Source organism: uncultured Jannaschia sp., from assembly GCF_947494025.1.
Taxonomy (GTDB): Bacteria; Pseudomonadota; Alphaproteobacteria; order Rhodobacterales; family Rhodobacteraceae; genus Jannaschia.
On sequence record NZ_CANLTQ010000009.1, the window covers coordinates 64,454 to 89,988 of the forward strand.

Consider the following 25,535-nt stretch of genomic DNA (forward strand, 5'->3'; position numbering starts at 1 on the left):
AAGACGCGTCAGAAGGAGCTTCGGGCATGCGCCATTCCGTCCTCGACCTCGCGCCGGTGCCCGAAGGGGCCGATGCCGGCACCGCAATCGCCAACAGCGTCGACCTGGCACGACACGCCGAGCGATGGGGCTATGCCCGCTACTGGCTGGCCGAACACCACAACATGCCGGGCATCGCCTCGGCCGCGACCTCGGTCCTGATCGGCCACATCGCGGATGCCACGTCGCGCATCCGGGTCGGCGCGGGGGGCATCATGCTGCCGAACCACGCGCCGCTGGCCATCGCCGAGCAGTTCGGCACGCTCGCGACGATTCATCCGGACCGCATCGATCTCGGCCTCGGCCGCGCGCCCGGCGGCGACCTCGCCGTGGCCCGGGCGCTGCGGCGCGGGCTGGAGGCCGACCGCTTCCCGGAGGACGTGGTCGAGCTGATCGGCTATTTCGGCGACGCGCAGCCGGGCGCCCCCGTGCGAGCGCATCCCGGCGAGGGGACGCATGTGCCCATCTGGATCCTCGGCTCCAGCCTTTACGGCGCGCAGCTCGCGGCGCATTTGGGCCTGCCCTACGCTTTCGCCTCGCATTTCGCACCCGACGCGCTGGAGCAGGCGGTGGCGATCTACCGCGAGCGGTTCCAGCCCTCCGCGCAGCTCGACCGGCCGCGTTTCATGCTGGCCGCCAACGTCTTCGCCGCCGACACGGATGCCGAGGGGCGCCGTCTGCGGACCTCGATGCAACAGGCCTTCGCGCGCCTCCGCACCGGGCAGCCGGGCAAGCTGCCCGCGCCGGTGGACGACATCGAGGCCGCGATTGGGCAGGACATGACCCGCGCGGTCGATCACGCGCTGCGGATCTCGGCCGTGGGCTCGCCGGAAACGGTGCGGAGCCAGCTCGACGCGATGATCCGGCGCTACGCCCCCGACGAGCTGATCCTGACCGGACAAATCCACGACCACGCCGCCCGCCTGCGCTCCTTCGAGATCGCGGCGGAGGTGCTGGGCGATCTGGAGGCGGACGAAGCGGCCTGAGAGCGCCCGACCGGGACGGGCCGTGCGCAGAGGCGACCAAGGGCCGTCTGACAGCCTTCAGACAGGCCCGCCCCGGTCGTGGTACGGGCAGGCGACGCGATGGTCCGGCGCCTCCTCGACGAGCGGGGGGCGCGCCGTGGCGCAGTCGGGCCGCGCGATCGGGCAGCGTGTGCGGAAGACGCAGCCCGAGGGCGGGTTCAGGGGCGACGGCAGCTCGCCCTCCAGCACCGGGCGCGACCGCGCGCGTTCGCGCACCGGATCGGGGATCGGCACGGAGGCGATGAGTGCCCTGGTGTAGGGATGCCGCGGATCGGCGACGAGCGCGGCCGCCGGCGCCGTCTCCACGATGCGGCCGAGATACATGACCGCGATCCGGGTCGAGATGTGCCGAACCACGCTCAGATCGTGGGCGATGAAGAGCATCGACAGCCCCATGTCGCGCTGAAGCCCTGCCAGAAGGTTCACCACCTGCGCCTGCACGCTGACGTCGAGGGCACTGACCGGCTCGTCGCAGATCAGGAGTTCCGGCTTGGTGATGAGGGCGCGGGCGATGCCGATGCGCTGGCACTGGCCGCCGGAGAACTCGTGCGGATAACGGTTCACGAGGTTCGGCAGCAATCCGACCCGCTCCATCATCTCGCCGACGCGGGTCCGCCGTTCCTTCGCCGAAAGGTCGGTATGGGTGGCGAGCGGCTCGGCCACGATCTGGCCCACGTTCATTCGCGGGTTGAGCGCGGCGAGCGGATCCTGGAACACCATCTGCACCTCGCGGCCGAGCTTGCGTCGGCCGGCGGGGTCGAGCGCGGTGACGTCGCGCCCCTTCCACATCACGCGGCCCCCCGTCGCCGGAACCGTGCCGATCACCGCGCGGGCGAGCGTGGACTTGCCCGATCCGCTCTCCCCCACGAGGCCCAGCGTCTCGCCCCGCTGGAGCACGAGATCGGCCTTCGACACGGCCTGCAGCCCCGCGGGCTTCGTCCAGGGCCAGGCGCCGCGGGGCATGACCGGAAACGTCACGTCGAGCCCTTCGACGGACAAAAGCGGCGCGGTCACGACACTTCTTTCGGATCGGCCCAGCAGGCGCGGAGCCGGTCCTCTGCGTGCGGCACGAGCGGCGGCATCCGCACGCAGGTATCCCGCACGAGCGGACAGCGCGCCTGAAACGGGCAGCCCTCGGGCAGGTTCGACAGGTCCGGCGGGTCGCCCGGGATCGTCTCCAGCGCGTCCTGCGGCACGTCGAGGCGCGGTACCGCCGCCAGAAGCCCCGCCGTGTAGGGATGCGAGGGGTCCGCGAAGACCGCGTCGGTCGGGCCGGATTCCATCACCCGGCCGCCGTACATCACCATCGTGCGCTCGCAGGCCCCGGCCACGACGCCGAGATCGTGGGTAATGAGGATAATGGCCGTGTCGAACTCCCGGCGGATGTCGGCGAGCAGGTCCATGATCTGCGCTTGCACCGTCACGTCGAGCGCGGTCGTCGGCTCGTCCGCGATCAGGAGCGCGGGGCGGCACAGGAGCGCCATCGCGATCATGATCCGCTGCCGCATGCCGCCGGAGAATTCGTGCGGATACATCGCGAGCCGCCCCTCCGCGTCGGGAATGCGGACCGCCTCCAGCATCCGCGCGCTTTCCTGCAACGCCGCGCGCTTCGACAGGCCGCGATGCAGGGTCAGCACCTCGGCCATCTGCGTGCCCACGCGGAGATAGGGATTGAGGGAGGTCATCGGGTCCTGGAAGATCATCGCCATCCGCTCGGCCCGGAGCGTATTGAGCTTGCCTTCCGGCAGGCCGAGGATCTCCTGCCCTTCGAGCTTCGCGGACCCCGCCGCGCGCCCGTTCCGGGCCAGAAGCCCGAGGATCGCGAAGGCGAGTTGCGTCTTTCCGGATCCGCTTTCGCCCACGATGGCGAGCGTCTCGCCGCGCCGGAGGCCGAGCGAGATGCCGTTCACCGCATTCACGGTCCCGTCCGGCGTGTCGAAGGTCACGGTCAGGTCGGTCACGTCGAGCAACGCGGAGGTCGTGTCAGGCGCGGGCATCAGCGATCCTTCGGGTCGAGCGCGTCGCGCAGGCCGTCGCCGATGAAGAAGAAGGCGAAAAGCCCGGCCACGAAGAAGCCGAGCGGGAAGAGGAGTTGCCAAGAGGTGCCGTTGCGCATCTCCGCCGCGCCGTCGTTGATCAGCGCCCCCCAGGAGGTCAGGGGCTCCTGCACGCCGAGGCCGAGGAAGGAGATGAAACTCTCGTAGATGATCATCGAGGGCACGAGCAGCGTCGCGTAGACGATGATCACGCCAAGCAGGTTCGGCACGATGTGGCGCAGGATGATACGGAACGGATGCACGCCGGTGGCGATGGCGGCCTCCACGAACTCCTTGCCGCGGAGCGCCAGCGTCTGCCCCCGTGCGATCCGCGCCATGTCGAGCCAGGAGATGAGCCCGATGCCGACGAAGAGCATCAGGATCGAGCGGCCGAACACCACGAGGAGCAGGATCAGCACGAACATGTAGGGGATCGACATGAGCACGTCGACGACGCGCATCATCGCCCCGTCCACCCGACCGCCGAAATAGCCCGCCACCGAACCGTAGAGCGTGCCGACCACGACCGCGATGAGCGCGCCGACGATGCCGACCATGAGCGAGATCTGCGTGCCCTGCACCGTGCGCGCGAAAAGATCGCGTCCGAGCTGATCGGTGCCGAACCAGTGCCCCGTCTCGAGCGAGGGCCGGCCCATCGTCTCGACCGAGCCGAGCACGGCCCAGTCGATCTCCTCGTAATCCCAGGGCGCGATCCACGGGCCCAGGAGCGCGAAGGCCGCGATGAGGGCGAGCACGACGAGCCCCGCCACTGCGGCGCGGTTGCGGAAGAACCGGCGACGCGCATCGGCCCACAGGCTGCGCCCCTTCGGCGCGGTGGCGAGCGCGCTCGCATCGGAAAGGGTTGCGGTGCGCATCAGTACCGGATCTTCGGGTCGATCCACGCATAGGCGATGTCGACCAGGAGGTTGAACAGAATGGTGAGGGCGCCGAGCAGGACGGTGATGCCCATCATCACCCCGTAGTCGCGGTTGAGCGCGGAGGCCACGAAGAACTGCCCGATCCCGCCGGTGGAGAAGTAGATGTCGATCACCACGGAGCCGGTGATCATGCCGACGAAGGCCGGTCCGAGATAGGAGATCACCGGCAGGAGCGCGGGCTTCAGCGCGTGGCGCAGGATGATCCGCCGTCCGGGCAGGCCCTTGGCGCGCGCGGTGCGGATGAAGTTCGACGACAGCACCTCCAGCATCGAGGCGCGCGCGATTCGGGCGATGGAAGCCATGAAGCTGGTGCCGAGCGCCACGACCGGCATGATGACGAACTCCCACTGTCCGCCCTGCCAGCCGCCGCCGGGCAGCCAGCCGAGCCAGAGCGTGAAGATCAGCACGAGGATCGGCGCGAGCACGAAGTTCGGCAGGACCTGCGCGCCGATCGAGATGCCCACGGCGAGGTAGTCGAGCCAGGAATTCTGGCGGACCGCAGCGACGATCCCGAGCGTGCCGCCGACCAGGACGGCCAGCACGAAAGCCCAGAACCCGTAGGTCAGCGTCACCGGAAAGCCCTGTGCGATCAGGTCGTTCACGTCCTGGTCGCGGTAGACGAAGCTCGGCCCGAAATCGAAATCGCTGACGATGTTCCAGATATAGGTCCCGATCTGCGCCAGGAACGGCCGGTCGAGGCCGTATTCGCGCTCGAGATTGGCAAGGACCTGCGGCGGCACGCCCCGCTCGGTCGCGAAGGGCGAGCCGGGCGCGGCGTACATCAGCACGAAGGTCACGACCACGAGCAGGATCAGGACCGGGATCGCGACCAGAAGACGGCGGAGGATGAAGGCGAGCATGGCGGCCCGGGACGGGGCGATCCGGAGACCGCCCCTGCCCCGCTCACTCGCTGGCGGCCCGGTAGATGTCCTGGATGTACCAGTTGTTCTCGACGTTGTTCATCGGCCAGTTCCGGATGTCGGCGTCGAGCAGGAAGTTCTGCGTGTAGTGATAGATCGGGATGATCGCCATCTCGTCCGCGAGGATCTGCTCGACCTGGGTGTAGGCCTCGTTCGGGTCGTCCATCGTCCGGCTTTCGGTCATCAGCCGGTCCACCTCGGCGTTCGAGTACTTGCCGTCGTTCGAGCCGTGGGTCGTCGTCACGAGGTCGAGGAAAGTCGAGGCCTCGTTGTAGTCCCCGCACCAGCCCGACCGGGCGAGGTCGAAGTTCTGCTCGCCGCGGATGTCGATATAGGACTGCCACTCGTAATTGGACAGCGTGATGTTGACGCCCAGCGGCTTCCACATCTGCGCCGCCACCGTGGCGATCGCCTTGTGGCTGTCGGAGGTGTTGTAGATCAAGTCAAGATCAAGCGGATTGTCCGGCCCGTAGCCGGCCTCCGCCATCAGTTCCCGCGCCCGCTCCATGCGCTCGGACTGGCTCCAGGCGGCGTAGTCGATCTCCGGCATCTCGAACCCGGCCGTCGCTTCGTGCGCGAAGTTGTAGGCGGGGGACTGGCCGCCCTTCAGGACCTGATCGACGATCACCTCGCGGTTGAGCGCGTAGCTGAGGGCCTTGCGCACGTTGACGTCTTGCAACGCCGGGTTGCCGGACTCGCTGAAGTTGATCGCGTAGTAATAGCTGCAAAGCCGGGGCGTCGAGAACGTCTCGTCGGGATATTGCTCCAGCAGGTCGGGATAGGTGCCCGCCGGCAGGTCGTCCATCATGTCGAACTCGCCGGCTTCCCAGCGGGTGACGGACTGGTTGCGGTCGTTGATGATGTAGCCGGTGACCTCGGTGATGATCACCTCGTCGGCATTCCAGTATTCGGGGTTCTTCTCGAGCCGGAAATATTCGTTCACGGCAAGTTCGGCCAGGGTATAGGCGCCGTTGGAGACCATGTTCCCGGGGCTCGTCCAGTCGGAGCCGTGTTGCTCGATGGTCGTCTGCGGCGTCGGCATGAAGGTCGCGTAGGTCACGACCGCCGGAAAGAACGGCAATGGCTGCGTCAGGGTGACCTTCAGCGTGTGGTCGTCCACCGCCTCGACGCCCAGCGTCTCGGGCTCGGCCTCACCCGCGACGACCTCCGCCGCGCCTTCGATGGACGAAAGCTCCACGTACCAGGCATAGGGCGACGCCGTCTCCGGATCGGCCGCGCGGCGCCAGGCATACACGTAGTCGCTGGCCGTCACCGGCTCGCCGTTCGACCAGCGCGCGTCCTCGCGAAGCTTGAAGGTCCAGACGGTGTTGTTCTCGTTCGTCCATTCGGTCGCGCCCGCGGGGATGACGTTGCCGTCCGCGTCCTGCCGGGTAAGCCCCTCGAAGAGCTGCGCGATGATATGGCTACCCTGCACCTCCTCGTTGAGTTGCGGGTCGAGGGTCGGGAACTGATCGAGGAGCGAGTAGGAGAAGGTCTGGTCCTCGGCCAGCGTGTCGCCCTCGGCTATCTGCGCGGCGAAGGCCGTCGGGGCGAGCGGCGCGGTCAGAAGGAATGCGGTCGAAGCCAGAAGGGTGAAACGTTGCATCGTATGTCTTCCTGTTGGATCGCCGGGCCCGCTCTCGTTGTCGTCGGGACAAGCGGACGTGAGGGCGTCAGTCTTCGCTGCGGAGGGCCGATTGGCAAGGACGGATCTTCGGGCGTCGGGGGTCGCCCCGGGAAAGGGTCCGGCGCGGGGCGGCCCGCATCCCGGCGCCGCGAAACCGGGGTTCGCGAAGGCTGCCGCTGGGGATGGCGCTTGTCAGCGCCCCCTCGCGATGTCTTGATGATCCCACGACCGACGGTCGGGGCGCATAGCCGACGCGACAGAAACGGCATTCCTCGTCCGCGACAGCATCCGACAGGAGGATATCACCATGAACATGTTCGCCGGACTGGGCGGGGCCGCCCTCGTCCTTTGCCTCTCCGCCACGACCGTCGCCGCGCAAGAAACCTGGGTCATGGCCTCGGGCTATCCCGAGGACAGCTTTTTCACCAAGACGATCCGCCAGTTCATCGAGGAGGTGGAGACCGCCGCCGACGGCGAGCTCACGATCGACCTTCGCCCGAACGACGAACTCATCAAGCTCGACGCGATCCGCCGGGCCGTCCAGTCGGGTCAGGTGCAGCTGGGCGAGATCCGGTTCGGCGTCTACGGCAACGAAAGCCCGATGTACACGCTCGACAGCCTGCCCAACGTCGCCAGCGACTACGACGAGGCCGAAAAGCTGATGGAGGCGCAGAAGCCGTGGTTCGACGAGGCATTCGGAGACGACGGCATCCGGATCCTCACCTACATGCCGTGGCCGGGACAGGGCTTCTACACCAACTTCGAAGTGACCGACGGATCGCAGTTCGAGGACGTCAGACTGCGCATTTATTCGCCCGCCACGCAGCGCATGGGCGAGCTCCTGGGCTTCGAGGCGACGATCCTGCCCTTTGCGGAGGTTCCGCAGGCGTTCTCGACCGGCCTGATCGAGGCGCTCTTCACCTCCGGACAGACCGGGAACGACATCCAGGCCTGGGACTACGCCACGCATTTCACCTATACCGGGTCGATGCACAACAAGAACGCCATCATCGTGAACGAGCGCGCCCTGTCGCGCCTTTCGCCCGAATTGCAGGAGGCGATCGTGACGGCGGGCAAGAACGCGACCGAGACCGCGTGGGAGCTGAGCCGGCAGGCGGGCGAGGAGACGATAGCTGCGCTTGAGGAGAAGGGCATGTCCGTCTCCGAAGCCTCGCCGGAGCTGCAGACCAAGCTCGACGCGATCGGCGAACAGATGCTCGAGGAGTTCCGCGCCGAAGCCTCCGAGTCCGAGATCGCCGTCCTCGACGCGTATCTCGCCTCCAAGTGACGCGACCGCGGCGGCCGGTCCGGCCGCCGTCCTCGATCCCCGCACCTTACGAAAGGGCGCCGCAATGCTCCGCAAGGCTCTGCACGGCCTCTACCTCGCCTGCGGCTACGCGGCCGCCGTGTTTCTCGCGGGGATCGCCGTGGCGACGCTCTGCCAGATCGTCGCCCGGCAATTGGGCATGGCGGTCGAGACGACGGAGCTTTCGGGCTTCTTCCTCGCCGCCTCCACCTTCCTCGCCCTGGCCTATACGTTCGTGAACGGCGGCCATGTCCGCATCACGCTCATCGGACAGCTCTTCCCGGGGGGCCGCAACCGGTGGGTGGAGCTGTGGTGCTGCGCAATCGGCGCGGCTATCACCGGCTATGCGGCCTGGCAGATGACGCTTTTCACGCTGGAAAGCCGCAGCTTCGGCGATTTGAGTCCCGGAATGCTCGGCATGCCGCTCTGGATTCCCCAGAGCGCGGTGGCCTTCGGGCTCGCCGTGATGTGTCTGGGCATCCTCGAACAGGCGACGCTCGTCTGGCGGGGCGGACAGGCCGGCTACGAGACCAACATCGACAGCACGGCCGAATGATGGAGACGGTCACCCTCGCCAGCGTCGCGCTCCTCCTTTGCCTCCTCGTCCTGCTGGGCAGCGGAGTGTGGATCGCGCTCTCGCTCCTTTCTGCAGCGGTCGTCATCTTCGCGTGGTTCACGCCGATCGCGCCCGGCTCGATCCTGTCCTCGACCATGTGGGACGCGAGCTGGAACTGGGCGCTGACCGCGCTGCCGCTCTTCATCTGGATGGGCGAGATCCTGATGCGGTCGGGCCTGTCGACCAACCTCTTTCGCGGCCTGTCGCCGTGGGTCGGATGGCTTCCGGGTGGCCTCCTGCACGTCAACATCGTGGGCTGCGGGGTGATGGCGGCGGTGTCCGGATCCTCCGCGGTGACCTGCGCCACCGTGGGACGGATGACGATTCCGGAACTCCGCCGCGGCGGCTACGACCGATCGATGATGGTGGGCTCGCTCGCCGGGGCGGGCACGTTCGGCCTGCTGATCCCGCCCTCGATCATCATGATCGTCTACGGCGTGGTGGCGCAGCAATCGGTAGCCCGACTCTTCGTCGCGGGGATCGTGCCGGGGATGCTCCTGATCCTTCTCTTCTCGGGCTATATCGCCCTCTGGTCATGGCTGAACCCGGACCGCCAGGGGGATCCGGTGCCCCGGGCGACGTTCGGGGAGAAGATCCGCGCCTCGAAGGACCTTCTGCCTGTGGTCGGCCTCATCGTCGCGATCATCGGCTCGATCTATCAGGGGTTCGCCACGCCGACCGAGGCGGCCTCCATCGGCATCGTCGGCGCGATCCTCCTCGCGGCGCTGAACGGAACGCTGAGCCGGGCGATGTTCATGGACAGCCTGCTTTCGGCCACGCGCATCTCCTGCATGATCTCGTTCATCATCGCGACCGCGGCCTGCCTTTCCATCGCCGTGGGCTTCGCGGACATTCCCCGGGTCGCCGCCGCCTGGGTGGAGGAGATGGAGCTGTCGCCCGTGGCGCTGATCGCGGTGCTGACCGTCTTCTTCCTGATCCTCGGCTGCTTCCTCGAGGGCATCTCCATTCTCGTCCTGTCGAGCTCGGTCGTCCTGCCGATGGTGGAGGCGGCGGGGATCGACCTGATCTGGTTCGGCATCTTCGCCGTCATCGTCATCGAATGCGCGCAGATCACGCCGCCGGTCGGCTTCAACCTGATCGTGCTGAAATCGATGACCGGGCGCGGTATCGGCGAGATTGCGCGGGACACGCTGCCGTTTCTCGGGTTGCTGCTCTTGTCGATCGTGGTGTTCATCGCGTTTCCCGGCCTCGTCACGTTCCTGCCGGACCTGATGTATCGCTGACCGGTTCTTCTAGAGCAGGTCCAGCGTTCCCTTCGCGACGAGGACGACCGACAGAAGCAGCAGCAGCGCCTTGATCGCCGTCCGGTAGGCTTCCTCCGGCAGGACCTCGACGATACGACGGCCGAGGAACGTTCCCCCGATCCCGGCCGCGACCAGCTGGGCCGTGGCGCCCCAGTCGAACCGGTCCAGCGCATCGATCACCCAGTAACCGGGCAACTTGGCGAGGTTGCCGGCGGTGAACGCGATGGCGATCGTACCGGCGAAGACCAGCTTCGGCAGGCGCTGCGGCAGGAGATAGGCCTGCGAAGGGGGGCCGCCGGAATGGGTGATGAAGCTGGTGATGCCGGTGATCGTCCCCCAGAAAAGGCCGGGCAACAGGCGGGCTTCCGTCGGCACGGTCACGGCGCGGTTCATCCAGTCCCGCGCTAGGAACCAGAACCCGATGGCCCCCGTCGCCAGAAGCAGCGCGGCCTCCGGCAGGATCGGCGTCAGGATCGTGGCCAGACCGACGCCGAAGAGCATCGACGGAATCAGGATCGCGAGGTTCCGCTTCGAATGATCCCGCCGGTAGAGCCAGACGCTGACCCAATCCGTCACGAGGTAGACCGGCAGCAGGGTCGCCGCGGCCTCCACCGGGCTCATCACCAGTGCCAGCATCGGCACCGCGACGGCCGCGGCAGAGGCGAGGCCGCCCTTGGAGGCGCCCACGACGATCGCGGCGAGGATCAGGAGAACCGGATGGTCCAAGGCGCGAAGTTCCGCCGGCCGGTCGCGCCGGGTCTCAGATCAGTTGCCGGACCGCCCGGTCGAAGGACCGCGGGGCCCGCCGCAGCCAGTCGAGGAAGGCGTTGGTCCACCAGCGGATGTCCTCTTCGAACACCCCCTGACGCAAATCCTCGTAACGCGCCTTGCGCTCTTCCAGCGGCATCCGCATCGCCTTGTCGATCGCCTGCGCGAACGCCCGCTTGTCGAACGGATTCACCATCAATGCGCCGTTCGCCATCTGCTCGGCGGCACCGGCAAAATGCGACAGGATGAGCACGCCGGGATTCTCGGGATCCTGCGCGGCGATGTATTCCTTCGCGACGAGGTTCATCCCGTCAGCGAGCGGCGTCACCAGCGCGACGTTCGCACGACGATAAAGGCCGGCGATGATGTCGCGGTCGATATGATGGCGGATGTAGCGGATCGGCGTCCAGTCGAGCTCCGCATGCTCGCCGTTCGTGGAGCCGGCGGTCCGCTCCAGCTCCTCGCGGATGTCCTGATAGGCGGAGACGTCCTCCCGGCTGACGGGCGCGATCTGGATGTAGGTCGGCTTCGGATCGTCGATCGCACGAAGACCGAGGTATTCACCGAAAGCCTCGAACCGCTGAACCAGACCTTTCGAGTAGTCGAGCCGGTCCACGCCCAACAGCAAGGGCGCACCTTCGGGGACCTGGAGATCGACGATGGGTGCCTCGGCCGCCGTTTTGGCGAAACTCTCCGCGTCGATGCCGATGGGAAAGCTGCGGACGGAGAAAATGCGGCCGTCGCGGATCCAGGATCCGTTGTTGAGGATCTGCGCCTGCGGATCGCGCCGCAGCACGTCCTGCGCGGCGGAAACGTCGCGCGACGTCTGAAGCCCCACGAGGTCGTGCGCGGCGAGCCATCCGCCGATCATGTCGACCTGCGGCAACGCCATGACATCCGAAAGGTTCGGAAAGGGAATGTGCAGGAACAGCCCGATCCGGTTGTCGACGCCGAGCTTGCGGAGCTCCTGCGCGACCATCAGGAAATGGTAGTCCTGAATCCAGATAAGGTCGTCCGGTTCGACGATCCCGGCGATGGCACGGGCGACGCGCGTATTGACGGTCGCGTAATCCTCGAAGTCCCGGCCATCGAGCGAAAGCAGATCCGAACGGTGATGGAAGAGCGGCCACAGGACCGAGTTCGAATAACCGAAGTAGAATCCCTTGTGCTCGCTCTCGGTGAGCGAGAACGTCGCGCGGTCGTAATCGCCGCTCCCGATCTGGGTCAGGCCATCATCGGCCTCCTCCGTCGGATTGGCCGAACCGATCCACAACCCCCCGGCCTCGGTCAGCGCCTCGTGGATCGCGAAGACCAAGCCTCCGGCCGGAACATCGTCGCCCTTTGGAAGCCTGTTGGAGACGACAAGGAGGCGCCCCCCGTTCTCTGCATCCTCAGGCAAGCCAACCTCCCAGAAGGTCCGCGAGATCCTCGGGCCGTTCAAGCCTGTGATCCGCGACCGTCTCCGCATGGCCCAGCTTGATCGCCAAACCGCCCCGTTTCTGCACGAGTTCGAGCGCCGGCTCATCGGTCAGGTCGTCACCGGCATAGATCGGCGTCTTGCCGCGGAAGGCGTCGGTGTCGAGCAACCGCTTCAGCGCGATATCTTTGCCCACGCCCTCCGGCTTGATCTCGTAGGCCATCAAGGCCGGTTGCAGGCGGAAGCCGTCCGCCGCCATAGCGAGGCTTTCCATGAACCGCATGGCGAGCGCGGAATGCTGCTCTGCCTGCCGGAAATGCAGAACGACGCCGGACGGCTTGTGCTCCACGAGGAATTCCGGGCGGAGCGCCGCGAAATCGTCGGCAAGGCGGCAGAGGCGGGAAACCATGCCGTGATCGATCTCGACCACGTCGACATGTTCGCCGCCCATGGCGCGCATTTCCGCGCCATGCGTGCCGATCAGCGCGCCCTTGAAGTCCGGCAGGAACGCTTCCAGCGTCGCGACGGAGCGTCCGGAGACGAGCGCCACGCGCCCATCGAGACGGGTCATCGCCCGGTCGAGGAGGTCGACGACCCGCGGCGGGACGACGACGCCGTCCGGCCGATCCGCGATGTCGACGAGCGTGCCGTCGAAATCGAGGAACAGAGCCGAATTGGAAGGGTCAGGCATCCTTATGTCGGAGCAATCGTCGGCCGTATCCGTTTGCACGCCCATGAACCCCGTCATCTGGTAGAATTCCAAAAAAGCCTCCCCCTCTTTGTTGGCTATTCGGCGGCGATGGCCATTGGAGCCGTATCCTGCCGCCGCGCCGCCTGCACGGCCAGGGTAGCATCAACGATACCGTCCTTCGACCCACAGTCATAACGCGTACCCGAGAAGCGGAACGCGTGAATCGACCCTGTCGCCGCAATCGCGTCGGTGATCTGGATCTCGCCGCCGGCGCCGCGCTCCGTGCGCGTCAACGCGTCGAACACGACGGGGGAAATTACGTAGCGGCCGACCGCGGCAAGGTTGGAGGGCGCGTCGGCCGGGGCCGGCTTTTCGACGAATCCGCGCGCCGCCAGCGTGCGAGCCGTTCCGTCGGCATCGTCGCAATCGAAAATGCCGTAGCTCGACACACGATCGGCCGGCACCCGCTGCGCCGCAATGAGGCTCTGCATCCGCTCCGGGTCGAAAGCCTCCGCCATCTCGCGCATGCAGGGCGCACCGAGGATGAGATCGTCGGGCAGGATCACGCCGACCGGCCCGTCGAGGACATGCGGCGCGGCGCAGTGGATCGCGTGGCCAAGGCCGAGCTGCTCCTCCTGCATGGTGAACACGACATCCACGCCTTCGGGCACGGAGCAGGCACGCACGGCTTCCAAAAGCTCATCCTTGCCCTTGGCCTCCAACTCGCCCTCGAGCTTCGGATCGGGGCGCAAATAGGCCTCGATCGCCGACTTCGCAGGATGGGACACGAACACCAGACGCTTCGCTCCGGCCGCCAGAGCTTCCTCGATGGCGAATTGCAGAAGCGGCGTGTCGTAGACCGGAAGCAATTCCTTTGGCGTGACCTTGGTCGCAGGAAGCATCCGGGTACCAAGACCCGCAACAGGAAAGACGACGGTGGAAATGCTGCGCATCGAATAATCCTCGAGATGTATAAAAGGTAAACAGTCCGACAACGTGCAGGGTTCCTATGAACGACCGGTATCTGTCCAGAAATTTTAACAATTTGCGTTAATCCGGATGCGCGTCGCCGCGCGTCAGCCCGCTTGTGCCAGGGCGTCTCGCACCGTCTCCAGGTCGCGCCGGAACAGCTCGGTCTCGGCCGCACGGCTCTTCTCGTCGGGCAGGCGCAGAAGGAAGCTCGGATGCACGGTCACCATCAACGGCCGGCCGTCGCGCGTCTCCTCCATCCGGCCCCGTCGCTTCAGGATACCCTTGCCGTCGCCGGTGAGCGAATGCAGCGCCGTCGCGCCGAGCGCCACGACGATCTTTGGGTCGACCGTCGTCAGCTCCTGTTCGAGCCACCAGCGGCAGGCGGAGATCTCGCCTCCGCCGGGCTTCTGGTGGATGCGGCGCTTGCCCTTCTGGACGAACTTGAAGTGCTTCACCGCATTCGTGACGTAGGCCGCCTCGCGGTCGATTCCGGCTTGCTCGACGATCTGATCGAAGAGCTGCCCGGCGGGACCGACAAAGGGCCGGCCCGCGATGTCCTCACGGTCGCCCGGCTGCTCGCCGACGAACATCAACGGCGCGTCCTCCGGCCCCTCGCCGAACACGGTCTGCGTGGCGGGACCGTAGAGCGGGCAACGGGTGCAGCCCCTGGCGTCGCGGGCGATGTCCTCCAGATCGGTCGCGGCGAAAAGGTCGGGTCCGGGTTGGGTGGCCATGGCGTCATCCTTCCGTCTGAGCGATTGCGGGGCCGGAAGGCTGGGCCCGGCGGCCCGCATCTCGGCCACGCGGGCCCGCGCGCCGGCGATCAGGGAGGGAATCGCCTGCGCCTCGGGAAGGTTCCGCCAGTACTTCTTCGGCATCTCCGCCCGCATGGCGTCCGGCTTCAGGCGTGCGGGATTGAAGATGCTGCTGTAATAGGTCGTCCAGAGCTGCTCGAGCGGGTCCGTGGCATTCGGTCGCGTCGCGGCGACGGCCTCCTTCGACAGGCATCCGCTGGCATAGGTCAGCGTCACCTCCGGCGTGACGATCCGCCAATCCATGTCGCCGAACCGGTCGACGAAGAAACCCGCGACTGGCTCCTCGATCCGATGCTCCGGCTCGAACCAGGCGGCGAAGGCGCGGCGTTCGCCCGAGCGTTCCGTATCCACCTCCAGCTCCTGAAAACGCACGAAGGCGTGCATCTTGTGGATGTCGCGGTGGATCGCCTTGGCGATGTCGCGGGCGCGCGCGACCTGCGGGTCAGCGCGGTTCGCCAGCAGTTCCGGCCGCCCCTGCACCCGCGTCAGAAGGGAATAGGCCAAACGCATCCCCTGCCCTGTCCGCTCCGGAATCAGGTCGCGGCTGAGTTCGAGGAACGCCTTGGTGACGGTGAGTGGTCGCGTCGCGTCCGGCAGGACGTCGTCAAACATCGCGTCGCTGTCGCCTTCGAGCGCCCAGTCCACCGCCTCGGGCGGCACATCTGCCGAAGCAAGCCGCCGCGCCACGTCCCGCCAGGCATCGAAGGTGCCGATGCGGGGAAGGCGCGGTGCGTACATCTCAGAAGAGTTCCATCTGCTTCGGCTTCACGAACCTAGACTTCAGATTCTCGGCGTCGAGCTTGGCGCCGGGATGATGGTCGCGCGTGGTGATAAAGGCACGCGACTGCTTTATCCGCCCGCCCATGCGGCGGATATCCTCGAGCCCGAGCGAAGCGGATTTCCGCGCCGCGACGATCCGGTCCACGATCTTCGTTCCGAAGCCCGGCACGCGCAGCAGAAGCTCCCTGGGGGCGCGGTTCACGTCCACCGGGAAACGGTCGCGGTTCGCGAGCGCCCAGGCGAGCTTCGGGTCGATGTCGAGATCCAGCATCCCCGTCCCGTCACGGCGAACGATCTCGTCCAGACCGAAATCGTAGAACCGCAAAAGCCAGTCGGCCTGATAAAGCCGGTGCTCGCGCATCAGCGGTGGATCGACGAGCGGCAGGACGGCACTGCTGTCGGGGATGGGCGAAAAGGCGGAGTAATAGACCCGCTTGAGCCCGTAGGCGCCGTAGAGCCGGCTCGCTTGACCCAGGATCGTCGCGTCGTTCGCGGCATCGGCCCCGACGATCATCTGCGTCGACTGCCCCGCCGGGGCGAAGCGTCCACGCTTGCGGCCAGTATGCGACTTGTCGGCGTAGTCCTCGGTGGTCAGGCGCACCTTGCCCATCGCACCACGGATTTGCTCGGGGTCCTTTTCCGGCGCGAAAGCCTTTACGCTGGCATCGGTCGGCAGTTCCACGTTGATCGACAGGCGGTCGGCCACGAGGCCCGCGCGCAGGGTCAGCTCCGGCGCGGCGTCGGGGATCGTCTTGAGGTGGATATAGCCGCGGAACCCGCCGGCGCGCAGCTTCTCGGCGATGCGGACCATCTCCTCCATCGTGTAATCCGACGACTTCATGATGCCGGAGGACAGGAACAGCCCCTCGATGTAGTTCCGCCGGTAGAACTCGGTCGTCAGCCACACCACCTCGTCGACCGTGAAACGGGCGCGCTTCACGTTGCTGCTTACGCGATTCACGCAGTAGGCGCAGTCGTAGATGCAATGGTTGGTCATCAGGATCTTGAGGAGCGAGATGCATCGCCCGTCCGGCGCGTAGGCGTGACAGATACCCGAACCGGTGGTCGAGCCGAGTCCCGAACCGTCCTTCGAGTCGCGCTTCGTCGTACCCGACGAGGCGCAACTCGCATCGTATTTGGCGGCATCGGACAAAAGCGCGAGCTTGTCCCGGATCGACATCTTACCCATAGGTTCTGGATATGTTCCGAGCCGGGATTTTTCAAGGAATGCCGGGGGCGACAATTGACGCAGGGCGGCGGCGCGGCGCCGGGGGCCAATGCCGGGGCGCGTCGCGCGGGCGCGTTCCGTCGCCGGCGTCAGGAAATCACGGTGAACGGTGTCTCGAACCAGTGCTCCTCGAGATTGTCGCCATCGCCGATCCGGTCGATCACCGAAAAGAGGCCCGGCGCCGCGAGCGGGGTCAAGACGCCGTGCCACGTCCCGCGCCGGTAGTTCACCCCCTGTCCCGGATCCGCCACGAAAGCGCGCGGAGCACCTGGAATTCCGGCATCGTCGGGCGCGACGATCACCAGCCAGGGATTGCGGTGCATCGGCACGAAGGCCTGGCTGCCTGCGGGATGCCGCTCCACCATGTCGAGCCGGTAGGGCAGGTCGCGCGGCTGCGCGTCGAAGACGCTGATCCCCGCGCGGCCGTCGCCGAAGTCGAGGCGAGCGCGGTCGTGATGCCGGCCGCACATCCCCTGGTTGATGACCCTGTCGGGATCGCCCCGCGCTTCCAGCACCTCCCCGAAGGTCACGAAGGCCCCGGCGGTCAGCGGCTCGGTCCGGATCCGGCGGCTCACGACAGCATGTCCCGCAGGCGGTGCAGCGCGATGCGCTCGACCTGCCGGCAGGCCTCCGCGAACTCGCTCGCGCGGCTCTGGCCGATCCGCCGCTCGAACGCCGCGAGGATGCCCGCCTTGTCGTGGTCGCGCACCGCGATGATGAACGGAAAGCCGTGCCGCGCCACATACTCCGCGTTCAGCCGCTCGAAGGTCGTCCGCTCCGCGTCGGTCAACGCGTCGAGCCCGGCGCTCGACTGCTCGGAGGCGCTTTCCTCGGTCAGACGGCGGGCGGTGGCGAGCTTGCCGGCGAGGTCGGGATGGGCGGCGAGGACGGCCACCCGCTCTTCCTCCGTGGCGGCCCGGAACGCGCGGCAAAGCGCGTTGTGCAAGCCCACCGCCGTGTCGTGCGGCGGCCCGAGCTCGAGCCCGTGCGCCCGCTCCGCGATCCAGGGCGAATGTTCGAACACGCCGCCGAACCGCGCAACGAAGGCGTCGCGATCCATCTGCGACGGTCGCTCCCGCCGGACATGCGGATGGGTCGCGGCCCAGTGCGCGGCGATCTGTTCGCGCGTGGCGAACCAGACGTCGCCTTTGGCCTGCGCGTGCTCGACGAACCGCGCGAGCGCCTCCGCCCGGCCGGGCCGTCCGACGAGGCGGCAATGCAGGCCGACAGACATCATCCGTCCGCCCTCGGCGTGGAGCGTATCGAAGGTCGCGCGCAGGTAGTCGAAGAACTGTTCCGGCGCGTTGAACCCCTGCGGCGTGGCGAAGCGCATGTCGTTTGCGTCGAGCGTGTAGGGCACGATGAGCTGGTCCCGGTCGCCGACCTCGATCCAGTAGGGCAGGTCGTCGGCGTAGGTGTCGGCAAGGTAGGCGAACTGCCCGCTCTCGGCGGCGAGCCGGATCGTGTTGACCGAGGACCGTCCGCAATAGAAGCCGACGGGCGCCTCGCCCACCACCTCCGTATGCAGCCGGATGGCTTCGACGATGGCCGCGCGCTCCGCCGCTTCGGGCATGTCCCTGTGCTCGATCCAGCGCAGCCCGTGGCTCGCGATCTCCCAGTTCGCCTCCTTCATCGCCGCGACCTGCACCGGCGAGCGCGCCAGCGCCGTCGCGACGCCGTAGACCGTCACCGGCAGGTCGCGCAGCATCCGGTGCAGGCGCCAGAACCCGGCCCGCGCGCCGTATTCGTAGATCGACTCCATGTTGGCGTGCCGCTGCCCCGGCCAGGGCGCGGCTCCGACGATCTCCGACAGGAACGCCTCGGAGGCGGCGTCGCCGTGGAGGATGTTGTTCTCGCCCCCCTCCTCGTAATTCACCACGAGCTGCACCGCGATCCGCGCGCCCCCGGGCCAGTTCGCCTCGGGCGGGGTCGGGCCGTAGCCCTGCAGGTCACGGGGGTAACGGGTCATGGCGGGCTCCTCGGGGTCGCGTCGCCCCCTTTTCGCCATTTGCCGCCTTCCCCTGCAACCGGGGACGTCGCATCCTCCGGCCCGATCGCAAACGGAGGCGCGCATGGCCGGATACCTTACCACCCACGTTCTCGACACCGCGCAGGGTCATCCCGCCCATGGCATGTCCGTCGCGCTCTGGCGCGTGGCCGGCGAGGCGCGCGAGCTGCTTGCCGAGACGGTCACCAACGCGGATGGCCGCACCGACGCGCCGATCCTGCCGGAGCACGCGTTCCGCATCGGCAGCTACGAGCTCGTCTTTCAGGCAGGCGCGTACTTCCGCGCGCAGGGCTTCCGGGACGACCCGCTGTTCCTCGAGCGCATCCCGATCCGCTTCGGCATGAACGAGGCGGTCCATTATCACGTGCCGCTCCTGCTCTCCCCCTTCGGCTACTCGACCTATCGGGGCAGCTGACGCCTTGCCCGCCGCGGCACGGCACGCGACACTACGGCCGCCCCCCCCGATCCGAAGGAGCCGCGCATGTACGACCTTGCCATCATGTGGGACTGGCTCGCCTTCGCGGTCCGCTGGACGCATGTCATCGTCGCGATCGCCTGGATCGGGTCGTCCTTCTACTTCATCGCGCTCGACCTCGGCCTGAACCGCAACGTGCCCGGTCCCGCCGACGGGGAGGAATGGCAGGTTCATGGCGGCGGCTTCTACCACATCCAGAAATATCTCGTCGCGCCGGGCGCGATGCCCGACCACCTGACCTGGTTCAAATGGGAGAGCTACACGACCTGGCTCTCGGGCGCGGCCCTGCTGGCGGTGGTCTACTGGGCGGGGGCGGAGCTGTTCCTGATCGACCCGTCGAAGCTCGACCTCGCCGTGTGGCAAGCGGTGCTGCTCTCGGCAGCGTTCATCGCGGCGGGGTGGATCGGCTACGACCTTCTCTGCAAGTCGCCGCTGGCGTCGCGGCCGACGCTGGTGATGCTGATCCTTTTCGCAGGCATCGTCGCGGCAAGCTGGCTCCTGAATCAGGTCTTCACCGGCCGCGCCGCGCTCCTCCATCTGGGCGCGATGACGGCGACGATCATGACGGCCAACGTCTTCTTCATCATCATGCCGAACCAGCGGATCGTGGTGGACGACCTGAAGGCGGGCCGCATGCCCGACGCGAAATACGGCAAGATCGCCAAGCTGCGCTCCACCCACAACAACTACCTGACGCTGCCGGTCCTGTTCCTGATGTTGTCGAACCATTATCCGCTGGCCTTCGGCACGCAGCACGCCTGGATCATCGCGGCGTTGGTGTTCCTGCTCGGCGTGACGATCCGGCATTACTTCAACACCCTGCACGCGACCGGTTCGGGCCCGGTCTGGACCTGGGGCGCGACGGCGTTCCTGTTCGTGGTGATCGCCTGGCTCTCCACCGCATCGTCCTGGGACGGTGATTACGAAGCGCTGGAGGAGGCGGAGCTGTCGCCCTACCAGACGCGCTTCGTCGAGGCCGAAGGCTTCGATGAGGTGGCGGGCATCGTGCAGGGTCGCTGCTCCATGTGCCACGCACGGGAGCCGAACTGGGACGGCATCCGCTGGGCGCCGAAAGGCGTGCATCTGGAGACGCGGGCCGACATCGCCCACGAAGCGCGCTCGATCTACCTGCAGGCCGGCGTCAGCCACGCGATGCCGCCGGGCAACCTGACCGGGATCACGCCTGATGAGCGTGCCGCTATCGCGGCCTGGTATCGCGGCGCCGGGACGGAGGTCGCGCAGGCAGACTGAAGCGCTCCGACGACGTCCTCGCCCCGAGACGCATCGCCGAGAGAGCGGTCCCCTGATCGCGAGCGGGGCGGCCCCGGGGTCGCCGGCCTGACGGGGCACGTACGACGTGCCCCGTCAGGCCGCCGCCGGCGAGGACGACCCGCCGGCGAAGCTGCGGATCAGGACCGGCAGGCAGAGCGCCGCCGCAATCAGCGTCGTGACGAGATCCGGCGCCACGAAAAGAAGCGCCGCGACCGCCAGCAGCGCGCGTTCCCAGGCCCGGAGCGGCTGCGTCAGGTAGCCCGAGAACGCCGCCGAGAGCGCGGTGATCCCGAGCATCGCGCCCGACAGGGCAAGGACGAAGGACGGCCAGGTGAAGCCCTGCGTCACCAGAAGCAGCGAGGGCGAGAACACGAACACGAAAGGCACGAGCGCCTTGCCCATCGACAGGCGGAACGCGGTGTTGCCCGCCTTGAACGCGTTCGCCCCCGCGATCCCCGCCGCGGCATAGGCGGCAAGCGCGACGGGCGGCGTCACGTCGGCCAGCACGCCGTAGTAGAACACGAAGAAATGCGCCACGATCGGCTCCACCCCGAGCGCGCCGAGGATCGGCGCGGCGATGGCGATCATGATGAGATAGTTCGCGGTTGTCGGAATGCCGCAGCCCATCAGGATGCAGACCACCGCCGTCATCATCAGCGTGAAGAGCAGCGTCAGCGTGGCCACGTCCATCATGCCGAACGGAATGTAGGGCGCGACGGATTCGGCCCATCCCCCGGCGGTGGAGGTGACGAGGAACACGATCTTGAACCCGACCCCCGTCAGCGTCACCACGCCGATCACCACGCCCACCAGCGCGGCGGCCACCGTGACCGAGAGCGAGTACTTCGCGCCCATGACGAAGCCGTCGAAGATGTCCGTGGCGGTCGCGCGCGCGGCCTCGACCACGCCCCGCGCCATCAGGTTCTGAACCACCATCACGGCGATGCAGGCGGTGATGCCCCAGAACGCGGCGGAATAGGGCGTGCGTCCCGACAGCAGGACCCCGACCAATACCAGGAGCGGGATGATCGTGAGCCAGTTCGCTTTGAAGACCTTCCAGGCATCCGGCAGCTCCTCCTTCGTCAGACCGCGCAAGCCGAGGCGCTTGGCCTCCATGTGGACCTGCACCAGAACGCCGAAGAAGTGCATGAAGGCCGGCACCAGCGCCGCGGTCAGGATCGTCGTCAGCGGCACCTCAAGATATTCGATCATCAGGAACGCCACGGCCCCCATGACCGGCGGCGTGATCTGACCGCCGGTGGAGGACGCCGCCTCGACCGCGGCCGCGAAGTGCCGGCGGTAGCCGATCTTGATCATCGCCGGGATGGTGAGCGAGCCGGTCGTGACCGTGTTCGCGATGGAGGAGCCCGAGATCGAGCCCAGCATCGCCGAGGACAGGACCGAGACCTTGGCGGGTCCGCCCGCGTAGCGCCCGGCGAGCGCGGAGGCGAGGTCGATGAAGAGCTGGCCCAGCCCGATCCGCGTGGCGAGCACCCCGAACAGGACGAAGTGGAACACGTAGGTCGCGATCACGCCGAGCGCGGTGCCGTAGATGCCCTGGCTGGTGAGGTAGAGGTGGTTGACGAGGCTCGCCCAGGGTGCGCCCGGATGCTGCAGGATGCCGGGCATGGACTGGCCGAAATAGGCATAGGCCATGAACAGGATCGCGATGACCGGCAGCGGCCAGCCCATCGCCCGCCGCGTCGCCTCCAGCAGGCAGAGGATGAGGATCGTCCCCATCGCCACGTCCACGGCATTGGGGTTGCCCACCCGCATCGCCAGCGTGTCGAAGATCCAGGGCACGTACATCGCCGACACGACGCCGCCGACGAGAAAGGCCCAGTCGAGAAGCGGCAGGCCGAGCGGCTTCAGGACGCCGTGCTCGGCGGAATCGGGGGAGACGCGGCCCGAAAAGGCGAAGACCGCGAAGACGAGACCGAGCGTGAAGGCGAGGTGCAGGCCGTTATGCGTCGTCTGCTGCAGGATGCCGAAGCCGGCGGTGTAGTAGTGGAAGCAGGACAGGACGAAGAGCGCGACCGCGGAGGCGACGAGCACCGGACGCGTCAGGGGGCGGAAGCGGACCTCGCTGTCGAACTTCTCCTCAAGCGCTTTCTGCTCCGCCTCGGTCAGCGCGGCGGCGCCTTCGCTCGCGGCGACGCCGCCTGCCGGGCCGGCCTTCGGATCGTTCGTCATGTCCGTCACACTCCCCTTGGGTGGCGGGGCGATCCATCGCCGCCCCGTCCGATCGGTCAGCGACCCCGGACGGGGCCGCAGGTCAGGCCGTCACTCGAGCAGGCCGGCTTCGCGATAGAAGCGCTCCGCCCCGGGATGCAGGGGGATGCCGACGCCTTCGAGCGCGGTTTCCGCCGTGATCGAGGCGCCCTTGGCGTGGCCGCCGTCGAGCAGCGCGCGGGTGTTGTCGTTCCACAGCGCCTTGGTGATCTCGTAGATCAGCTCCTCGGGCTGGTCGGCGGAGGTGACCCATTGCGCGCCGACGCTGATCGTCGTGACGTCCTCTTCCTGCCCCTCGTAGGTGCCCGCGGGGATCAGGTCCTCCGCGAAGAACTCGTAGTTGCTCAGAATGCCCGAAGCCGCGTCGCCGTCGATGGGAATGACGCGGATGTCTTCCTGCGAGGCCAGCTCCGCGATGGCGCCGGCGGGGAAGCCGCCCACGAAGAAGAACGCGTCCATCGCGCCGTCGCGCATCCGGTCGGCGGCCTGGTCGGGCTTGAGGTACTCGGCCTCGACATCGTCTTCGCCGAGCCCGACGGATTCGAGGATGATGCGCGCGTCGACCAGCGTGCCGGAGCCCGGCTCGTCGAGCGAGACGCGCTTGCCGGCGAGGTCCGCCACGCTCTCGATCCCGCTGTCGGCCGAGGCGACGAGATGGATGGATTCCGGGTAAAGGTTCGCGATCGCACGCAACGACTCGACCGCCTCCTGCCCTTCCCAGATGCCGGTCCCGGTATAGGCCCAGCTCGCGACGTCGGACTGCGCGAAGCCGCTTTCGATCGTGCCGCCGGCGATGCCGTTCACGTTGGCGACCGAGCCGTTCGCAGACATCGCGGTGGCGATCAGGCCGGGCGCGCCGCAGGCGCCGCCCTCCTCGCAGGGACGGCTGCCCGGCGGGGCGGAGATGGCGTTCGCGATCAGACCGCCGATCGGGAAGTAGGTGCCCGACGTGCCGCCGGTGGCGATGCGGAAGAAGGAGGGCGCCTGCGCCGTGGCCGACCCTGCGATCAGGACCGCCGCCGCGAAGGTGCCCGCCGCCTTCAGGAAGGTGCGTTTCGTCTGTGTCATTCGGTATTTCTCCCGTTTGTGCGACCCAGCGTTGTTGAACCGGGCCGGGGATGCAAGAAGAGAACGCTGAATCAGGTCTCGGCGTGCGAGGACCGGGCCCAGAGGTTGATGTCGGCGTCGAGCGCGTGGTGGTCGATCTCGGCCAGCTCCTCCGGCGTGAATTCGAGATTTCCGACCGCGCCGACGCAATCGGTGATCTGCTCCGGCCGGCTCGCCCCGATCAGTGCCGTGGTGATCCCCTCGTCGCGGAGCACCCAAGCGATGGCCATCTGCGCCAGCGTCTGCCCGCGCCGCTCCGCCACGCCGTTCAGCGCCTGGATGCGCGCGACCGTCTCCTCGGTGATCTTCCCGGAATCGAGCGACTTGCCCTGCGCCGCGCGGCTGCCCTCGGGAATGCCCTTCAGGTACTTCGTCGTCAGCATCCCCTGCGCCAGCGGCGTGAATGCGATGGAGCCGACGCCAAGTTCCTGTAGCGTGTCCTTGACGCCATCCGTCTCGATCCAGCGGTTGAACATGTTGTAGGCGGGCTGATGGATCAGGCAGGGCGTGCCCATCTCCTCGAGGATGCGGACTGCCTCGCGGGTCGGGGCGTCGTTGTAGCTGCTGATCCCCACATAGAGCGCCCGGCCGGAGCGCACGATGTGGTCGAGCGCGCCCATCGTCTCCTCCAGCGGCGTATGCGGGTCGAAGCGGTGCGAGTAGAAAATGTCGACGTAGTCGAGCCCCATCCGCTTCAGCGACGCGTCGCAGGAGGAGATCAGGTACTTGCGCGACCCCATCTCGCCGTAGGGGCCGGACCACATCAGGTAACCGGCCTTCGACGAGATCACCATCTCGTCGCGGTGGCCGGCTAAGTCCGATTTCAGGATGCGCCCGAACGCGGCTTCCGCGCTGCCGCCCGGCGGGCCGTAATTGTTGGCGAGATCGAAATGCGTGATGCCGTGGTCGAAGGCCGTGCGCAGCATCGCGCGCTTGAGCGCGTCCGGCGTGTCGTCGCCGAAATTGTGCCACAGCCCCAGCGAGATCGCCGGCAGGAGCAGGCCCGACCGACCGCAGCGGCGATAGGGCATCGTGTCGTAGCGGGTCTCCGCGGGAGCATAGGTCATCTACAGATCCTTCAGGTCAACGAGCGCGCCGCGCTCCGATATCACGCGCGCCGCCAGCGCGCAGCCGGCGGCGATGGCCGCGGCCTCGTCCTGCCCGCCGAGGCGGGCCGACAGGTAGGCCGCGTTGAAGCTGTCGCCGGCGGCGGTCGAGTCCACCACCCGGGGAAGCGCCTCAGGCGTGACGCGCCCTGTCTTGCCGCCGTCGGCATGGAGGACCGGCCCGCCGCCGTTCTTGACCACGACCGTTCCCGCGCCCTGACCCAGATAGCGGTCGCGCGTGGCCTCCGGATCGGAATCGCCGAAATACCTCGCCTCGTCGTCATGGCTGGGCAGCGCGATGTCGCAGAGCGCGGCGGCCTCCGTGACCGCCTCGCACATCGCGTCCGTGCCGGGCCAGAGCCCCGGCCGGAGGTTCGGATCGAAGACGACCGTCGTTCCGGCCCCACGGACCCGGCGAAGCGCCTCCATCAGATGCGCCCGCCCCTCGCCCTCGAGGATCGCCAGCGTGATCCCGGAAAGGTAGACGAGATCGGCCCGCGCGAACGCCGCGTCGAGCCGCGACGGATCCTCCGCGAGCCGGCGCGCTGCCGATTGCCCGCGCCAGTAGGAGAAGCTGCGCTCCCCGTCCTTCAGGGAGATGAGATAGAGCCCGACCGTGCGCTCCGGGTCGCGGACGACGTGTTCCGCCCCGATCCTCGAGTCCCGAAGGAATGTCAGCAGTTTGTCCGACATCGCATCCGCGCCCAACGCGGTGACGTAATCGACCTGCCATTCGGGCCGCAGCCGCGCGAGGTACCAGGCGGTGTTGAACGTGTCGCCAGCATAGCCCAGCCGGTAGGTCCCCGGAGCGTCGAGCGGGGCCAGTTCGGCCATGCATTCCCCGACGGAAACGATCCTCATCCGCGTTCCCCCATATCGTGCGCTTTTCGGA

At 67.5% G+C, this 25,535-nt stretch carries 23 protein-coding genes; 6 read left to right on the forward strand and 17 right to left on the reverse strand.

The annotated features are described in order from the left end of the window. Positions 1-26 precede the first annotated feature (26 nt). Positions 27-1,025 (forward strand): LLM class flavin-dependent oxidoreductase, encoded by a 999-nt coding sequence (locus Q1B08_RS12615; RefSeq protein ID WP_299819180.1) that lies wholly within the window; start codon positions 27-29, stop codon positions 1,023-1,025. A 57-nt stretch (positions 1,026-1,082) separates the two neighbouring features. On the opposite strand, the gene Q1B08_RS12620 is transcribed toward Q1B08_RS12615, so the two are convergent. From Q1B08_RS12620 to Q1B08_RS12640, 5 genes are read right to left on the reverse strand one after another with little or no spacing between them, the layout of a single operon-like run. Then, entirely contained in the window at positions 1,083-2,027 is a 945-nt protein-coding gene (locus tag Q1B08_RS12620) for an oligopeptide/dipeptide ABC transporter ATP-binding protein (protein WP_299819314.1), read from the reverse strand. Positions 2,028-2,074: 47 nt separating this feature from the next. Then, the gene (locus Q1B08_RS12625) at positions 2,075-3,061 is read right to left on the reverse strand and encodes an oligopeptide/dipeptide ABC transporter ATP-binding protein (RefSeq protein WP_299819185.1); all 987 of its coding nucleotides are present in this window, start codon (positions 3,059-3,061) and stop codon (positions 2,075-2,077) included. Then, the gene (locus Q1B08_RS12630) at positions 3,061-3,975 is read right to left on the reverse strand and encodes an ABC transporter permease subunit (RefSeq protein ID WP_299819190.1); all 915 of its coding nucleotides are present in this window, start codon (positions 3,973-3,975) and stop codon (positions 3,061-3,063) included. The genes Q1B08_RS12625 and Q1B08_RS12630 overlap by 1 nt, the downstream gene beginning before the upstream one ends. Next, entirely contained in the window at positions 3,975-4,898 is a 924-nt protein-coding gene (gene oppB, locus Q1B08_RS12635) for an oligopeptide ABC transporter permease OppB (protein ID WP_299819195.1), read from the reverse strand. Before oppB ends, Q1B08_RS12630 begins: the two co-directional genes overlap by 1 nt. 43 nt (positions 4,899-4,941) lie before the next feature. Beyond that, a complete protein-coding gene (locus Q1B08_RS12640) occupies positions 4,942-6,564 on the reverse strand; it encodes a peptide ABC transporter substrate-binding protein (RefSeq protein WP_299819197.1) in 1,623 nt (540 codons plus the stop codon). Positions 6,565-6,892: 328 nt separating this feature from the next. Between Q1B08_RS12640 and Q1B08_RS12645 the strand changes: the two genes are divergently transcribed. The 3 genes from Q1B08_RS12645 (at position 6,893) to Q1B08_RS12655 (ending at position 9,751) form a co-directional block, all read left to right on the forward strand. Beyond that, positions 6,893-7,873 carry a TRAP transporter substrate-binding protein gene (locus tag Q1B08_RS12645; protein WP_299819199.1) on the forward strand — a complete coding sequence of 327 codons (981 nt, stop codon included), beginning with the start codon at positions 6,893-6,895 and terminating at the stop codon, positions 7,871-7,873. A gap of 64 nt (positions 7,874-7,937) precedes the next feature. After that, a complete protein-coding gene (locus Q1B08_RS12650; RefSeq protein WP_299819201.1) occupies positions 7,938-8,447 on the forward strand; it encodes a TRAP transporter small permease in 510 nt (169 codons plus the stop codon). Then, positions 8,444-9,751, forward strand: a complete 1,308-nt coding sequence (locus Q1B08_RS12655; protein WP_366140014.1) for a TRAP transporter large permease subunit — start codon at positions 8,444-8,446, stop codon at positions 9,749-9,751. Before Q1B08_RS12650 ends, Q1B08_RS12655 begins: the two co-directional genes overlap by 4 nt. Positions 9,752-9,760: 9 nt before the next feature. Here the strand turns inward: Q1B08_RS12655 and Q1B08_RS12660 are convergent, their stop codons facing one another. The 8 genes from Q1B08_RS12660 to puuE all read right to left on the reverse strand — a co-directional run bounded on the left by Q1B08_RS12660 (position 9,761) and on the right by puuE (position 18,412). Beyond that, a complete protein-coding gene (locus tag Q1B08_RS12660) occupies positions 9,761-10,498 on the reverse strand; it encodes a sulfite exporter TauE/SafE family protein (protein WP_299819203.1) in 738 nt (245 codons plus the stop codon). Between the two features lie 34 nt (positions 10,499-10,532). After that, complete coding sequence (locus Q1B08_RS12665; protein WP_299819206.1) at positions 10,533-11,939, reverse strand: trehalose-6-phosphate synthase; 1,407 nt, start codon at positions 11,937-11,939, stop codon at positions 10,533-10,535. Next, positions 11,932-12,648 (reverse strand): trehalose-phosphatase, encoded by a 717-nt coding sequence (otsB, locus tag Q1B08_RS12670; protein WP_299819209.1) that lies wholly within the window; start codon positions 12,646-12,648, stop codon positions 11,932-11,934. The genes Q1B08_RS12665 and otsB overlap by 8 nt, the downstream gene beginning before the upstream one ends. Positions 12,649-12,743: 95 nt before the next feature. Further along, entirely contained in the window at positions 12,744-13,601 is an 858-nt protein-coding gene (locus Q1B08_RS12675) for a UTP--glucose-1-phosphate uridylyltransferase (RefSeq protein WP_299819212.1), read from the reverse strand. 123 nt (positions 13,602-13,724) lie between these two features. Continuing rightward, positions 13,725-15,173, reverse strand: a complete 1,449-nt coding sequence (locus Q1B08_RS12680) for a UdgX family uracil-DNA binding protein (protein WP_299819215.1) — start codon at positions 15,171-15,173, stop codon at positions 13,725-13,727. 1 nt (position 15,174) lies between these two features. After that, positions 15,175-16,404, reverse strand: a complete 1,230-nt coding sequence (locus Q1B08_RS12685) for a putative DNA modification/repair radical SAM protein (protein WP_299819218.1) — start codon at positions 16,402-16,404, stop codon at positions 15,175-15,177. A gap of 128 nt (positions 16,405-16,532) precedes the next feature. Then, entirely contained in the window at positions 16,533-17,018 is a 486-nt protein-coding gene (locus Q1B08_RS12690; RefSeq protein WP_299819221.1) for an ureidoglycolate lyase, read from the reverse strand. Further along, positions 17,015-18,412, reverse strand: coding sequence for an allantoinase PuuE (gene puuE, locus Q1B08_RS12695; protein ID WP_299819224.1), 1,398 nt, complete (start codon positions 18,410-18,412; stop codon positions 17,015-17,017). Before puuE ends, Q1B08_RS12690 begins: the two co-directional genes overlap by 4 nt. Before the next feature lie 103 nt (positions 18,413-18,515). Here puuE and uraH point away from each other — a divergent pair, with 103 nt between their 5' ends. Further along, entirely contained in the window at positions 18,516-18,866 is a 351-nt protein-coding gene (gene uraH, locus Q1B08_RS12700; RefSeq protein WP_299819227.1) for a hydroxyisourate hydrolase, read from the forward strand. Positions 18,867-18,932: 66 nt separating this feature from the next. Beyond that, the gene (locus Q1B08_RS12705) at positions 18,933-20,177 is read left to right on the forward strand and encodes a urate hydroxylase PuuD (RefSeq protein WP_299819230.1); all 1,245 of its coding nucleotides are present in this window, start codon (positions 18,933-18,935) and stop codon (positions 20,175-20,177) included. Between the two features lie 114 nt (positions 20,178-20,291). Here Q1B08_RS12705 and Q1B08_RS12710 read toward each other — a convergent pair whose 3' ends face one another. The 4 genes from Q1B08_RS12710 to Q1B08_RS12725 all read right to left on the reverse strand — a co-directional run bounded on the left by Q1B08_RS12710 (position 20,292) and on the right by Q1B08_RS12725 (position 25,504). Beyond that, a complete protein-coding gene (locus Q1B08_RS12710) occupies positions 20,292-22,391 on the reverse strand; it encodes a TRAP transporter permease (protein WP_299819233.1) in 2,100 nt (699 codons plus the stop codon). 90 nt (positions 22,392-22,481) lie between these two features. Continuing rightward, entirely contained in the window at positions 22,482-23,498 is a 1,017-nt protein-coding gene (locus Q1B08_RS12715) for a TAXI family TRAP transporter solute-binding subunit (RefSeq protein WP_299819235.1), read from the reverse strand. Between the two features lie 71 nt (positions 23,499-23,569). Beyond that, positions 23,570-24,604 carry an L-glyceraldehyde 3-phosphate reductase gene (gene mgrA, locus Q1B08_RS12720; protein ID WP_299819238.1) on the reverse strand — a complete coding sequence of 345 codons (1,035 nt, stop codon included), beginning with the start codon at positions 24,602-24,604 and terminating at the stop codon, positions 23,570-23,572. Continuing rightward, positions 24,605-25,504 carry a sugar kinase gene (locus Q1B08_RS12725; RefSeq protein WP_299819241.1) on the reverse strand — a complete coding sequence of 300 codons (900 nt, stop codon included), beginning with the start codon at positions 25,502-25,504 and terminating at the stop codon, positions 24,605-24,607. Between the last annotated feature and the right edge of the window lie 31 nt (positions 25,505-25,535).

Coding starts and splice junctions, on each gene's coding strand:
- Q1B08_RS12615 (WP_299819180.1), top strand. CDS start 27: ATGCGCCATTCCGTCCTCGACCTCGCGCCGGTGCCCGAAGGGGCCGAT.
- Q1B08_RS12620 (WP_299819314.1), bottom strand. CDS start 2,027: ATGCCCCGCGGCGCCTGGCCCTGGACGAAGCCCGCGGGGCTGCAGGCC.
- Q1B08_RS12625 (WP_299819185.1), bottom strand. CDS start 3,061: ATGCCCGCGCCTGACACGACCTCCGCGTTGCTCGACGTGACCGACCTG.
- Q1B08_RS12630 (WP_299819190.1), bottom strand. CDS start 3,975: ATGCGCACCGCAACCCTTTCCGATGCGAGCGCGCTCGCCACCGCGCCG.
- oppB (WP_299819195.1), bottom strand. CDS start 4,898: ATGCTCGCCTTCATCCTCCGCCGTCTTCTGGTCGCGATCCCGGTCCTG.
- Q1B08_RS12640 (WP_299819197.1), bottom strand. CDS start 6,564: ATGCAACGTTTCACCCTTCTGGCTTCGACCGCATTCCTTCTGACCGCG.
- Q1B08_RS12645 (WP_299819199.1), top strand. CDS start 6,893: ATGAACATGTTCGCCGGACTGGGCGGGGCCGCCCTCGTCCTTTGCCTC.
- Q1B08_RS12650 (WP_299819201.1), top strand. CDS start 7,938: ATGCTCCGCAAGGCTCTGCACGGCCTCTACCTCGCCTGCGGCTACGCG.
- Q1B08_RS12655 (WP_366140014.1), top strand. CDS start 8,444: ATGATGGAGACGGTCACCCTCGCCAGCGTCGCGCTCCTCCTTTGCCTC.
- otsB (WP_299819209.1), bottom strand. CDS start 12,648: ATGCCTGACCCTTCCAATTCGGCTCTGTTCCTCGATTTCGACGGCACG.
- Q1B08_RS12675 (WP_299819212.1), bottom strand. CDS start 13,601: ATGCGCAGCATTTCCACCGTCGTCTTTCCTGTTGCGGGTCTTGGTACC.
- Q1B08_RS12680 (WP_299819215.1), bottom strand. CDS start 15,173: ATGTACGCACCGCGCCTTCCCCGCATCGGCACCTTCGATGCCTGGCGG.
- Q1B08_RS12685 (WP_299819218.1), bottom strand. CDS start 16,404: ATGGGTAAGATGTCGATCCGGGACAAGCTCGCGCTTTTGTCCGATGCC.
- puuE (WP_299819224.1), bottom strand. CDS start 18,412: ATGACCCGTTACCCCCGTGACCTGCAGGGCTACGGCCCGACCCCGCCC.
- uraH (WP_299819227.1), top strand. CDS start 18,516: ATGGCCGGATACCTTACCACCCACGTTCTCGACACCGCGCAGGGTCAT.
- Q1B08_RS12705 (WP_299819230.1), top strand. CDS start 18,933: ATGTACGACCTTGCCATCATGTGGGACTGGCTCGCCTTCGCGGTCCGC.
- Q1B08_RS12710 (WP_299819233.1), bottom strand. CDS start 22,391: ATGACGAACGATCCGAAGGCCGGCCCGGCAGGCGGCGTCGCCGCGAGC.
- Q1B08_RS12715 (WP_299819235.1), bottom strand. CDS start 23,498: ATGACACAGACGAAACGCACCTTCCTGAAGGCGGCGGGCACCTTCGCG.
- mgrA (WP_299819238.1), bottom strand. CDS start 24,604: ATGACCTATGCTCCCGCGGAGACCCGCTACGACACGATGCCCTATCGC.
- Q1B08_RS12725 (WP_299819241.1), bottom strand. CDS start 25,504: ATGAGGATCGTTTCCGTCGGGGAATGCATGGCCGAACTGGCCCCGCTC.